Origin of the sequence: Mesorhizobium sp. WSM4904 (assembly GCF_029674545.1) — a bacterium.
Taxonomy (GTDB): Bacteria; Pseudomonadota; Alphaproteobacteria; order Rhizobiales; family Rhizobiaceae; genus Mesorhizobium.
In genome coordinates, this window is the sequence record NZ_CP121354.1 from 4,638,234 (window position 1) to 4,651,348 (window position 13,115).

The following is a 13,115-nucleotide window of genomic DNA, read 5'->3' on the forward strand; positions in this document are numbered from 1 at the left end:
AAACGGCCTGAAATGCGCCCGGTTCAATCAACTTTCGCGGAGCTTGAAAACATTCCGTTTTGAAGCCGGCAAATCAACGAAATCACCATAAAATCAACAGGATGTGATCATGTCCGAACATGCCAATAAAAACAGCGTGCTGCATCATGATCTGCCTTTTCCCTACCGCTTGATGAGACCGGCAAATGCGAGCTGCGACTGCCTTTTCGTGCTGCATGGATCGGGCGTGGACGAAACGACGCTGGCGCCGCTGGCAAGGCAGATCGCGCCGCGCGCGGTGCTTGTCGCGGCGCGCGGCCGCATCCGGCAGGAGGACGGTTTCCGTTGGTTCGAGCGAATCACGCCGACCAGCTTCGAGCAGTCGAGCATCCGCGCGGAGACGGCCGCCTTCGCTGAATTCGCAACCGAAGCCGCCGAGCGCCACGATCTCGATTTTTCACGCGCGACCTTCCTCGGCTATTCGAACGGCGCCAATCTGGTTTCCACGCTCATGCTGCTTCATCCCGGGCTGGTGCGGCAGGCGGCATTATTGAGAGCGATGCCGGTGCTCGACGACGCGCCGGCGACCGACCTTTCCGGCACGCGGGTGCTGATCATCGCCGGCGCGACAGACCAGACCTACGGCCCCTTCGCGCCGGCCCTGGTGACGCTGCTCAGCGAGCACGGCGCCGAGGTCGATGCGCGCATCGTCGCCTCCGGCCATGAATTCGGCGATGCGGACGCCATGATCGCGCGGCAATGGCTTGCCGGAGCTAACCCGGCCACCTGACTGCACTCCTGACGCGGAATTCGCGTGCCGACATGGCAGCCGACTCCGGTGTAGCCGGCTCCGTCTAGGGCCACTCAGCCCTGACCCATCCTGTTCCAGGCATCCAGGCCGGCGATCTTGTAGGCTTCGGCCAGCGTCGGATAGTTGAAGGTGTTGTTGACGAAGAAGTCGACGGTACCGCCGAGATTGATCACCGCCTGGCCGATATGGATGAGCTCGGTGGCGCCCTCGCCGACGATATGGGCGCCGAGCAGGCGGCGGGTCTCGACCGAGAACAGGAGCTTCAGGAAGCCGCTGCTGACACCCATGATGTGGCCACGTGAGGTCTCGCGGAAACGCGCAACGCCGACCTCGTAGGCGATCCCGCTCTCGCGCACCTGTTCCTCCGACTGGCCGACGGTCGAGATTTCCGGCACGGCATAGATGCCGTAGGGAAAGGTTTCCGGCGCCGGCGGCAGGGTGACGCCGAAAGCGTGACAGGCAGCCACCCTGCCCTGCTCCATGGAGGTCGAGGCCAGGCTTGGGAAGCCGATGACGTCGCCGGCGGCATAGATATTCGGCGCACTGGTCTGGAACGTTTGCGGGTCGACCTTGATGCGACCTCTCCCATCGGCTTCGATGCCAACCATCTCCAGGCCGAGGCTGGCGACGTTGCCGGTGCGGCCGGCGGCGTAGAGCACCATCTCGGAACGGATGGTGCGGCCGTCGGCCAGCGTCACCTCGGCATGATCCGGCTTCGAAGCGATTTCCTTGACCGTGCTGCCGAGGCGAATGGTCATGCCACGATCGCGCATCTGGTGGATGAAGTCGTCGACGATCTCGCGATCGATGAAATCGAGGATGGTGCTGCGCGGCTCGACCAGCGTGACCGGCACGTCCAGCGCCGAGAAGATGGTCGCGTATTCGACGCCGATGACACCGGCGCCGATCACTGTCAGCGTGCGCGGCAGATGGTGGAGTTCCAGCATCTCGTCGCTGTCGAAGATGCGCTTCTTGTCGAACGGCACGTCCCCTGGGCGATGCGGCCTGGTGCCGACGGCGATCAGCGCGTTGGCGAAACCGACTTCGCTGTAGTCACCGTTATCCGCCGTCAGGCTGACCCGATTGGGGCCAAGGAATTTGACTGCGGCGCGCGCACTCCTCACGGTATTGCGCATGAACTGGTGCTGCAGCACCTCGACCTCGTGGTCGAGCGTCTTGTGCAGGCGATCGACGAGATCGGCGATCGAAATATCCTGCTTGACCCGGTAGCCGCGGCCGTAGAAGCCGCGCTCGCGCCAGCCGGAAAGGTTGAGCACCGTCTCGCGCAGCGTTTTCGACGGAATTGTGCCGGTGTGCACCGAGACGCCGCCGAGGCGACGGCCCCTGTCGACCACCAGCACCGATTTGCCAAGCTTGGCCGACTGCACCGCGGCGCGGCGCCCGGAGGGGCCGCTGCCGATGACAAGCATGTCGTAATCCATATTTCCCCATCCCCTCGGCGTCTTGCTGCGCCGCAGCAAGCTAACGCGATCCGCGCCATGAATTCAACCATAGCGCCCCGGCTCACCACGGCTTGTCGCGCATGCGTCACCGGTCGTCGATCTTGATTCCGCCGCCGGCTTTCACCATTTCAGTGGCGAATGGCCGACACCTATTTCGGGCCAATTACGAGGATATGACATGAACGCGCGCGTTCTTGACGGCGAGATCATCACCACGAGGTTCGAGGACACGCGCGCCTATCGCGGCGTGCGCACAAGGCGCATCTTCGCCTTCATCCTCGACTATTTCATCGTTGCGCTGCTCACCATCCCCTTCGCGATACTGGTCGCCGTGCTTGGCCTTTTGACCTTCGGCCTCGGCTGGGCACTGTTTTCCGTGCTGGTGCCGGCGGTTGCCATCCTCTACATCTGGAATACGTTGGGCAGCCGCGACCAGGCCACGACCGGCATGAAGATCATGGGCATCCGGCTCGACAAGCTCGACGGCACGCGCATCGACGGCCTGACAGCGGTGGTGCATTCGGTGTTGTTCTGGGCCGCCAACGTCATCCTGACGCCGCTGGTGCTGCTGGTCACGCTGTTTTCGGATCGTAAGCGCACGCTGCATGACCTGCTTCTGGGCACCGTCGTCACGCGCACCGACATTTAGCGGTGTCCGCGACCGCCATCACCACGGCGGTTATGCTAAAATATGAACAGCCTTGACCGGCCGCGGCCGCACAATCCTGTTGAATTTTTCCCCGGTCGGGCCAAAGGTAGGGCGATTCGCAGGAGCGTTTCCAAGAATCGATGACGCAGCATCCGACCCAGTCGCCGCAGTTCTTCCTGACCGCGCCGTCGCCGTGCCCCTACCTTGAGGGCCAGTTCGAGCGCAAGGTGTTCACGCACCTTGTCGGCGACAAGGCCCCCGAGATGAACGACCTGTTGACCCAGGGCGGCTTCCGGCGCTCACAGAACATCGCCTACCGGCCGGCCTGCGAGTCCTGCCGCGCCTGCGTGTCGGTGCGGATCCTGGCGCAGGAGTTCACCGCCAGCCGCAACATGCGCCGCGTGGTCCAGCGCAATGCCGATCTGATCGGCGCCATGCACGACGCCCAGCCGTCGACCGAGCAGTACTCGCTGTTCCGCGCCTATCTCGACGCCCGCCATCGCCGCGGCGGCATGTCCGACATGACCGTGCTAGACTATGCGATGATGGTCGAGGACACGCATGTCGATACCAAGATCATCGAATACCGGCGCCGCGGCCCGGACACCTTCATCACCGGCAAGGGTCAGGGTGAATTGATTGCGGTCGCGCTGACCGACAAGATGGCCGACGGTCTGTCGATGGTCTATTCCTATTTCAATCCCGATTTCGAGGACCGTTCGCTCGGCACTTTCATGATCCTCGACCACATCGCCCGCGCCAATGCGATGGGACTGCCCCACGTCTATCTCGGCTACTGGGTCAACGGCTCGCGCAAGATGAGCTATAAGATGCGCTTCATGCCGCAGGAGCATCTCGGCCCGAAAGGCTGGGAACGCTACGACCACGAAGCGGTCAGTCGCTGATCCGCTTCATCTTTCACCCTTAAACTGTTTCAGGGAGGAGGATGCCGGCCTTTCGGTCGTCAGGCTGAAAGGGCCGACGCATGGCCGCCGTGCGCCTCCTCAAGATTATTGCGAGATTGCCGAGTGTCCACCCATACCGATCACCAGAAGGGCCTGCTGATCACTGCCTTCGGCGGATTGACGCTCACCGTCGACATCCCGCTGATCCGGCTGGCCGACGGCAGCCCCTGGACCATCATGATGCTGCGCACCGGCACCACGCTCGTCGCCGCCTTGGTGGTCTGGGCTGTCTGGCGTGCACTGCGCAGCGATGCGCCAAGGCTCATTCCCGGCTGGTCAGGGCTTGCCGCGGCGCTGTGCTACGGTTTGACCGGCGTTACCTTCGTCACCGCCGTCTACCACACCTCGACCGCCGATCTCGTCTTCATCCTCGCCTTCAACACGGTGTTCGCTGCGCTGCTGTCGTGGCTGTTCCTGCGCGAAAGGCCCCGGCTCGGAACTGTAGTCGCCATGTTCGCAATGATCCTTGGCGTGCTGATCATCGTCGGCGGTTCGGTCGGCACGGGGCATCTGTTCGGCGATTTCATGGCGCTGTGCTCGACTTTCTTCGTCGCTTTGGCCATCACCATCTCGCGCGCCAGCGGCAAGGATATGGGCTTTACCGCGCTCGTCGGCGTCGTCCTGCCGCTGGCGGTCGCCTTGTTCATGGTCTCGGGCGAAGGCCTTCACGTCAACCAGCCATGGTGGATCATCTTCAACGGCGCCGTGATCATGCCGATCTCGTTCTTCTGCCTCGCCAATGGACCGAAATACATCTCAGGGCCGGAGGTGGCGATGTTCTATCTGCTCGAGACCGTGCTGGCCCCGATCTGGGTGTGGCTGATCTTTGCCGAGACGCCGTCGCGCAACAGCCTGATCGGCGGCACGATCCTGATCGTGACGCTGGTTGCCCATTCGCTCTGGCAATTGCATGAGGGCCGCAAACGGCGCGCGGCGCTGGCCGTGGTTCACCCTGCCTGAATTTTCCTGGCTTCGGGCGCCGCCTCGATCCGTGGCGGCCCTCTCTCTTCGTCGGCGGCGCGCGCCTGTTCGTCCATCATCTCGACCTCGCGCAGCCATTCGCGCCAGATGGCGACGAGCAGCGCCATCAGCACCGGACCGATGAACAGGCCGAGGAAGCCCATCGTCTTGACGCCGCCGATCAGGCCGAAAAAGGTCGGCAGGAACGGCAGCTTGATCGGCCCGCCGACCAGCTTCGGGCGCAACGTCTTGTCGACGACGAAGAGCTCGACCGCGCCCCAGACGAACAGCGCCATGCCGGCGAACAGCTTGCCGCTGGCGGCGAGATAGATCGATACCAGCGTGAAGGAAAGCGGGGCACCGCCCGGGATCAGCGCCATGATGCCGGTGAGCGCGCCGAGCGTCACCGGCGACGGCACGCCGGCCAGCCAGTATGCGATGCCGAGCACCAGGCCTTCGCCGATGGCGATGATGGTCATGCCGGTGACGGTCGACGAGATGGTGGCCGGCACGACGCGCGAAATGCGCTCCCAGCGCGCCGGCAGGATGCGCTCGCCGAGACGATCGACCTGGGCCGCGAAAGCCTCGCCATCGCGATAGGCGAAGAACAGTGCGATCAGCATGAACAGCAGCGTCAGGACCAGGCCGAAGGCGCTGCCGCCGGCCGCCAGCGCGCCGCGGTAGATGGTGCCGATATTGGAGCCGCTCACCATCTGGATCAATTCGCCGATGCCGCCGGGATGGCCGAGATTTTCCGTCCACTGCTCGTTCAACCACTCGCCGATCACCGGCATGGTGGCGATCCATTGCGGTGTCGCCGAGCCATGGCGATTGGTTTCGATCGCCCATACCACCCATTCGCGAAGCTCGTTGATTGCATAGGTCCCGGCAAGCGCGATCGGCACCACCAGGAAGGTCAGGATGAAGAGGATGGCAAAAGTCGCGCCGATAGTGCGGTTGCCGCCGACGGCGGCAAGCAGCCTGCGGTAGAGCGGCCAGCTGGCGAAAGCAATGACGAGCGCCGCAAGCACAGGGAACAGGAAGCCGTGGAAGAAATAGACGCCGGCGGCAACGATCAGCACCAGGAGCCAGCGCGCCGCCGACAGCGGCGGGATGACGGCCGCCCTGATCGGTGTCGACAGACCGAACAGGCGCTGTCCCGGCTTCTGGATTTCAGCCCGCTTCAACCCGGCGTTTCTCCCCTGCCCGACAAATTCGATAAAGGCTTATGCACCATGATAGTGCAGCAATCGTGACGATAGTCCAAATAGCTACTTTTCCTTCTCCCCTTGTGGGAGAAGGTGGATCGGCGCGCAGCGCCGAGACGGATGAGGGGTGCTGGACGGAATGAGACGTTGGCGTTCCCTGGAACACCCCTCATCCGACCGAGCTTCGCTCGGCCACCTTCTCCCACAAGGGGAGAAGGTTGGGCGCCTCGCTACCCAAATTTCCCCGTCCTCGGGAAACCCTTCGGCACTATGCGGCCGGCGGCGGCGCGGGCGCCGATCCATTCGGCCAGTTCCTCGCGCGACTTGGTGAAGGTGCGGTCGGCCGAATCCTGCCAGGTGAGCCCCGCTGCAATCGTGAAGGTTTTCAGGTCCAGCACGCCGCCATCCTTGTATTTCTGCAGGCGCACGCCCTTGCCGCGCGCCATCTCCGGGATTTCGGCGAGCGGGAAGATCAGCATCTTGCGGTTCTCGCCGACGATGGCGAGGTGGTCGCCCGCGACCGGAACGCAGCGCTTGGCCTCGTCCGGCGCCTTGACGTTCATCACCTGCTTGCCCTTGCGGGTGTTGGCGACGACCTCTTCCTCGGAGACGACGAAACCGTTCGCATCATATGAGACCAGGAGCAGCTTGCGCTTCGGATCATGGACGAAGGCGGTGACGATGTCCTGGTCGTTCTCCATGTCGACGATGATGCGGATCGGCTCGCCATGGCCGCGTCCGCCCGGCAGCCGGTCGGCGCCGATGGTGTAGAACTTGCCGCCGGTGGTGAAGACCAGGATCTTGTCCGTGGTCTGCGCATGGAAGGCGAGCTTCAGGCTGTCGCCTTCCTTGAAGGCAAGCTGCGAATGGTCGGTCAGGTGACCTTTCATCGCGCGCAGCCAGCCCTTTTCCGAAACCACGACGGTGACCGGCTCGCGCTCGATCATGGCATGCGCGATGTCGGTCAGATCATGCTCCGGCGCGTCGGCGAACTGGGTGCGGCGCTTGCCGAGCTCGGTCTCGGGCCCGAACTGATCGCGGACCTTGGTGACTTCCCAACGGATCGTCGCCCATTGCTTGGCGTCCGACGCCAGCAGCGCCTCGATCTGCTTCTTCTCCTCGGTGAGGCCGTCGTGCTCCTTGCGGATTTCGATCTCTTCGAGCTTGCGCAGGGCCCGCAGCCGCATGTTGAGGATTGCTTCGGCCTGGTTGTCGGTGAGCGACCAGCGGGCCATCATCACCTGCTTGGGCTCATCCTCCTCGCGGATGATCCTGATCACCTCGTCGATGTTGAGATAGGCGATGAGATAGCCGGCGAGGATTTCCAGGCGCTTCTCGATCTCGCCCAGGCGATACCGCGAGCGGCGGATCAGCACCTCGCGGCGGTGGTCGAGCCATTCCTTGAGCACGCCCTTGAGCGAGAGCACGTTCGGCACCTTGCCGCGCGACAGCACGTTCATGTTGAGCGGGAATCGGCTTTCGAGCTCGGTGAGCTTGAACAACGATTCCATCAGGATGCCGGGATCGACGGTGCGGCTCTTCGGCACCAGCACGATACGGATGTCCTCGGCGCTCTCGTCGCGAATGTCTTCGAGCAGCGGCAGCTTGCGCGCCATCAGGAGCTCGGCGATCTTCTCGATCAGCCTGGCTTTCTGGACGCCGTAGGGAATTTCGGTGACGACGATGCTCCAGGTGCCCCTGCCCTGGTCCTCCTGCCCCCACTTGGCGCGCACGCGAAAACCGCCGCGGCCGCTCTCATAGGCTTCGAGAATCGAGGCGCGGCTGTCGACGATGATGCCGCCGGTCGGGAAATCCGGTCCCTGGACGAAATCCATCAGCTTCGCCACCGGCGCGTCAGGATGCTCGATCAGATGCAGCGCCGCGTCGCAAAGCTCGGCGGCATTGTGCGGCGGGATCGAGGTCGCCATGCCCACCGCAATGCCGGACGAGCCGTTGGCGAGCAGGTTCGGGAAGGCGCCGGGCAGAACCGACGGCTCCTCGTCCTCCTCATTATAGGTCGGCCGGTAGTCGACGGCGTCCTCGGTGATGCCGGCAAGCAGCTCGGTCGCCACCTCCGTCATGCGCGCTTCGGTGTAGCGCATGGCGGCGGCGTTATCGCCGTCGATATTGCCGAAATTGCCCTGCCCGTCGACCAGTGGGTAGCGCATGGAAAAATCCTGGGCGAGGCGCACCAGCGCGTCGTAGATCGACTGGTCGCCATGCGGATGGAACTTGCCCATCACCTCGCCGACGATGCGGGCGCATTTGGCGAAGCCCTGATCGGGATTCAGCCGCAGGAGCCGCATGGCGTGCATGATGCGGCGATGGACCGGCTTCAGCCCGTCGCGCACATCCGGCAATGCCCGGTGCATGATGGTCGACAGCGCATAGGCCAGATAGCGCTTCTCGAGCGCTTCCTTCAGATCGACCGGTTCGATGTTGTCGCCGCCACCATCTTCGGGCGGCAAATGCCTTTTTCCCATGGATTTGGACTAGCCGAGCGGGTGATTCGCGGCAAGCGCCGGGTTGGGAGTCGGCGGATTCGTCGCGCGCGATGCGGGCAGGCGAAACCGCAACCGGCGATGTGAAGGATTTCACGGAAGCGGCAAGGCGAACATTCCAGTTTGCCGGCAATCTGCAACCGGCATCGGCTGTGCCGGGGCGCCGGCCAACATCAATCTGTTACATGCGCCCTCTATCTGGGCAAGCAACGCGATCTGAGCATGCAACGCGGGCGGAGGAGAGCCGCGGTCTTCATGACAAATTCACCGCACCATGCAAAGCGTGCCGGCCGGGTTTGCTTTTCATCGCCCTTTTCGACAAATGTGCCGGGAAACGCCTTTTTCCCGTCCCGTTCGTCGCGGAATGGTGATGGGGCAGGAATTAAAAACACTTTTCAGGACAGGGAACTCGCCAAATGACAATCCAACGCTCAATGCTCAAGAAACTGGCTTTTTCAACCTTTCTGCTGACCCTGCCGCTCAACGCCGCCCTCGCCGCCGATCCGGCCGTGGCCGAGCGCGTCAAGGCAACGCTTGCAGCCCAGGGCGTCGATATTTCCTGGACCGGTGTCACGGGTGACGATTCGAACGTCGTATTACAGGGCGTCTCCATCAAGCCGGCTGCCGAGAAGGAGGCGCTGCCGATCGGCGACGTGAAGCTGGAGGGCGTCACCGAGGCCAATGGCGGCTTCGACATCGCGACCGTCTCGACCTCCGCCTTCGAGCGCACCCAGGACGGCGTGACGCTCAATCTCAGCCCCTTCATCATCCACGACATGAAGGTGCCGCCCGAGGGCAGCACCGACCCGCTTGGCTCGCTGGTGATGTACAAGTCGGCCGAGCTCTCCAACTTGACGGTCAAGGTCGGCGACAAGACGGCCTTCTCGATGGATGAGCTTGCCGTCCAGATCACCCCACCGGCCGACGGCAAGGCGATGGACTTCACCGCCAACACGGGAAAGTTCAATGCCGACCTGACGCTGGTCGACGACCCGAAGTCGAAGGAAGCGATCGAGGCGCTCGGCTACCAGAACATCTCCGGCAACATCTCGATGGCGGGCACCTGGCAGCCCAGCGACGGCAAGATGGAGCTATCGAAATATGACATCGCCGTCGACAATGCCGGCAAGCTCGGCATGACCTTCAATCTCGGCGGCTACACGCTCGACTTCATCAAGTCGATGCAGGCCATGCAGAAGCAACTCGCCGCGCAGCCCGAGGGCGCCGACAACTCAGCGCAGGGCATGGCCATGCTTGGTCTTTTGCAGCAGCTTTCGTTCAACGGCGCATCGGTTCGCTTCGATGACGCCTCGCTGACCAGCAAGGTGCTCGACTATGTCGGCAAGCAGCAGGGCATGTCGGCCAAGGACGTCGCCAACCAGGCCAAGGCGATCGTGCCGTTCGGCATGGCGCAACTCAACAATCCCGAACTGACGGCCGAGGTATCGGCCGCGGTCAACAAGTTCCTCGACGACCCCAAGAGCCTCGAAATCTCGGCCGAGCCGCCGTCGTCGGTGCCGTTCGCGCTGATCATGGCGGGCGCCATGTCCAACCCGCTCGACCTGCCCAAGACGCTCGGCGTCAAGGTCAAGGCGAACGAGAACTGATCGAACTAGCTGCCTTCTCCCCGTCACTACGGGGAGAAGGTGCCGGCAGGCGGATGAGGGGCAGCGCCGACGCCTGCAAATATGAAATTCGATGCTGAACCGATTGGGTGTCAGAAGGCATCAGCAGCTATGATCGCCTTCTAATCGCCAGTTTCCGCGCTGCCCCTCATTGTCCTGCCGGACATTTCTCCCCGTATAGTGACGGGGAGAAAGGGCAGTTGCGACGCTGCCGTCAGTCCTTCTTCGCCACCGCGACGCGCAGCGACAGTTCGCGCAGCTGCTGCGGGGTCGCTTCCGAGGGCGCATTCATCAACAGGTCGTAGGCCTGCTGGTTCATCGGGAACATTGTGACCTCGCGCAGGTTCTTGGCGCCGACCAGCAGCATGACGATGCGGTCGATGCCGGCCGCCATGCCGCCATGCGGCGGCGCGCCGTACTGGAAGGCGCGATAGAGGCCGCCAAAGCGCTCCTCGACCGTCGCGCGATCGAGCCCAACCATCTCGAAGGCCTTGACCATGGTTTCCGGCAAATGGTTGCGGATGCCGCCGGAAGCGATCTCGAAGCCGTTGCAGACTATGTCGTACTGGAACGCCTTGATGCCCAACGGCTCCTGACCGCTCAGAGCGTCGATGCCGCCCTGCGGCATCGAGAACGGGTTGTGGGCGAAGTCGATCTTCATCTCGTCCTCGTTCCATTCGAAGAACGGGAAGTCGACGATCCAGCACAATTCGAAGCGGTCGCGGTCGACGAGGTTCAGCTCCTCGCCGGCGCGCGTGCGCGCGGCGCCCGCGAAGGCGACGAATTTCTTCGGGTCGCCGGCGACGAAGAAGGCGGCATCGCCATCGGCAAGGCCGAGCTGCTGGCGGATCGCCTCGGTGCGCTCCTCGCCAATGTTCTTGGCGATCGGGCCGGCGCCTTCGAGTTTTTCACCTTCCTTGCGCCAGAAGATATAGCCCAGCCCGGGCTGCCCCTCGCCTTGCGCCCAGGAATTCATGCGGTCGCAGAAGGCACGGCTGCCGCCGGTCTTGGCGGGAATCGCCCAGACCTCGGCCTTCGCGTCGTTGGCGAGGATGTTGGCGAACACCTTGAAACCGGAATCGCGGAAATGATCCGAGACCGCCTGCATCTCGATCGGGTTGCGCAAGTCCGGCTTGTCGGTGCCGTAGGTGCGCATCGCCTCATCGAAGGGAATGCGGCGGAATTCCTGCGTTACCGGCTTGCCTGCGGCGAAAGTCTCGAAGACGCCGCGAAGCACCGGCTCCATGGTGGAGAGCACGTCATCCTGCTCGACGAAGCTCATCTCGAGGTCGAGCTGGTAGAATTCGCCGGGCAGACGGTCGGCGCGCGGATCCTCGTCGCGGAAGCAGGGCGCGATCTGGAAGTAGCGGTCGAAGCCGGAGACCATGATCAGCTGCTTGTATTGCTGCGGCGCCTGCGGCAGGGCGTAGAAGGTGCCGGGGTGAATGCGCGACGGCACCAGGAAGTCGCGCGCGCCCTCGGGCGACGAGGCCGTCAGGATCGGCGTCGAGAACTCGGTGAAGCCTACCTCGCCCATGCGCCTGCGCATCTCGGCGATGATCTTGGTGCGCGCAACGATGTTCTTGTGCAGCGTTTCGCGGCGCAGATCGAGGAAGCGGTATTTCAGGCGGATGTCCTCCGGATAGTCCGGCTCGCCGAACACCGGCAGCGGCAGCTCCTTGGCCGCCGACAGCACCTCGATCTCGCGCGCGAACACCTCGATCTCACCGGTCGGCAGGTTGGGGTTCACCGTCTCCGGCAGGCGCGCCTTGACCTCGCCATCGACACGGATCACCCATTCTCCACGCATGGTCTCGGCCACCTTGAAGGCCGGCGAATCCGGATCGGCGACGATCTGGGTCAGGCCGTAATGGTCGCGCATATCGATGAAGAGCAGCCCGCCATGGTCGCGCACGCGATGCACCCAGCCCGACAGGCGGACGGAATTGCCGACGTCGCTCTTTCTCAATTGGGCACAGGTATGGCTGCGGTAACGATGCATTGTCATTGGTGAAGTCCGGAATTGCGGGCGAAAAGCCCGGCTCGAAAATTGGCGCGAAAAGCGCATGAGAGGCCGGCTTTGTCAAGGCAAGCGGTCACACTCGGGCGCGGGCCTGAGATCAGGCAAAGTGGATTTCGGCACCCAGGCGTTCGAAATCGGCGAGGATGGCATAAGGCGCCGTCTTCTCCACCACCAGATGGCGGATCGCGTCGGATGCCGCTACACGATAAGGCGCCGCGGTGGCGAGCTTGTCGTTGGTGGCGGCGATGACGATGCCGGCGCTGTTCCTGGCCATGGCGCGTTTCACCTCGGCTTCGGCCGAATCGAAAGCCGTGACGCCGCGCGAGGCATCGAGGCCGCAGGAGCCTAGGAAGAACAGATCGGCGCCGAGCTGCGCCACGGCCGCAAGCGTATCGCCGCCGACGCAGGTGCCGAGGTCGCGGACATAGCGACCGCCGACCATGATCAGCTCGACCCGCGGAAGATCGGCAAGCGCCGATGCGACGCCGAGCGAATTGGTGGCCACGGTCAACTCGATGTCGTGCGGGATCGCTCTCGCGATCGCCTCATTCGTCGTGCCGCCGTCGATGAACAGGGTCTGTCCCGATGCGAGCACGCCCACCGCGGCCTTCGCTAGGCGCAGCTTCTCCTCGACCGCGTGACCGCCGCGCTGGCTGATCGTTGCCGCGGCGAACGGCGCCAAGGCGACTGCGCCGCCATAGACTCGGCGCAGCTGCCCTGTCTTGGCGAGTTCCCGCAAGTCACGGCGAACCGTATCCTCAGAGACACCGAAGCGGCTGGCGAGCTCGCCGGCCAGTACCTTGCCTTCCGCCGCCAGTCGGTCGCGAATGAATTGGTGACGTTCCTCGGTCAGCATGCACGATCCTGTTTTGTTGTGCACGTTCTTGCATGTTTTGCATGTTTGTGCAAGGAATAACGCATTGGATCGGCG

10 protein-coding genes are annotated in these 13,115 nt (G+C 63.5%); 5 read left to right on the top strand and 5 right to left on the bottom strand.

Features of this window, described 5'->3' with window-relative positions:
- Positions 1–109 precede the first annotated feature (109 nt).
- Complete coding sequence (locus QAZ47_RS22360) at positions 110–769, top strand: alpha/beta hydrolase (protein ID WP_278230746.1); 660 nt, start codon at positions 110–112, stop codon at positions 767–769.
- 74 nt (positions 770–843) lie between these two features.
- Here QAZ47_RS22360 and sthA read toward each other — a convergent pair whose 3' ends face one another.
- A complete protein-coding gene (gene sthA / locus QAZ47_RS22365; RefSeq protein WP_278230747.1) occupies positions 844–2,232 on the bottom strand; it encodes a Si-specific NAD(P)(+) transhydrogenase in 1,389 nt (462 codons plus the stop codon).
- Positions 2,233–2,431: 199 nt separating this feature from the next.
- Here sthA and QAZ47_RS22370 point away from each other — a divergent pair, with 199 nt between their 5' ends.
- The 3 genes from QAZ47_RS22370 to QAZ47_RS22380 all read left to right on the top strand — a co-directional run bounded on the left by QAZ47_RS22370 (position 2,432) and on the right by QAZ47_RS22380 (position 4,827).
- Positions 2,432–2,902, top strand: coding sequence for an RDD family protein (locus QAZ47_RS22370; protein ID WP_278230748.1), 471 nt, complete (start codon positions 2,432–2,434; stop codon positions 2,900–2,902).
- A gap of 140 nt (positions 2,903–3,042) precedes the next feature.
- Positions 3,043–3,807, top strand: coding sequence for an arginyltransferase (locus QAZ47_RS22375; protein WP_278202842.1), 765 nt, complete (start codon positions 3,043–3,045; stop codon positions 3,805–3,807).
- A 123-nt stretch (positions 3,808–3,930) separates the two neighbouring features.
- On the top strand, positions 3,931–4,827 hold the full coding sequence (locus QAZ47_RS22380) for a DMT family transporter (protein ID WP_278230749.1): 897 nt from the start codon (positions 3,931–3,933) through the stop codon (positions 4,825–4,827).
- Here the strand turns inward: QAZ47_RS22380 and QAZ47_RS22385 are convergent.
- Together QAZ47_RS22385 and parC are read right to left on the bottom strand one after the other, a co-directional pair.
- Positions 4,815–6,014, bottom strand: a complete 1,200-nt coding sequence (locus QAZ47_RS22385; protein ID WP_278230750.1) for an AI-2E family transporter — start codon at positions 6,012–6,014, stop codon at positions 4,815–4,817. The genes QAZ47_RS22380 and QAZ47_RS22385 overlap by 13 nt on opposite strands.
- A 251-nt stretch (positions 6,015–6,265) precedes the next feature.
- Complete coding sequence (gene parC / locus QAZ47_RS22390) at positions 6,266–8,518, bottom strand: DNA topoisomerase IV subunit A (RefSeq protein WP_278230751.1); 2,253 nt, start codon at positions 8,516–8,518, stop codon at positions 6,266–6,268.
- Positions 8,519–8,952: 434 nt separating this feature from the next.
- On the opposite strand from parC, the gene QAZ47_RS22395 reads away from it, so the two are divergent.
- On the top strand, positions 8,953–10,143 hold the full coding sequence (locus QAZ47_RS22395) for a hypothetical protein (RefSeq protein WP_278202849.1): 1,191 nt from the start codon (positions 8,953–8,955) through the stop codon (positions 10,141–10,143).
- Between the two features lie 232 nt (positions 10,144–10,375).
- Here QAZ47_RS22395 and aspS read toward each other — a convergent pair whose 3' ends face one another.
- Positions 10,376–12,163 carry an aspartate--tRNA ligase gene (aspS, locus tag QAZ47_RS22400; RefSeq protein WP_278233845.1) on the bottom strand — a complete coding sequence of 596 codons (1,788 nt, stop codon included), beginning with the start codon at positions 12,161–12,163 and terminating at the stop codon, positions 10,376–10,378.
- Between the two features lie 118 nt (positions 12,164–12,281).
- The gene (locus QAZ47_RS22405) at positions 12,282–13,040 is read right to left on the bottom strand and encodes a DeoR/GlpR family DNA-binding transcription regulator (protein WP_278230752.1); all 759 of its coding nucleotides are present in this window, start codon (positions 13,038–13,040) and stop codon (positions 12,282–12,284) included.
- Positions 13,041–13,115: the final 75 nt, after the last annotated feature.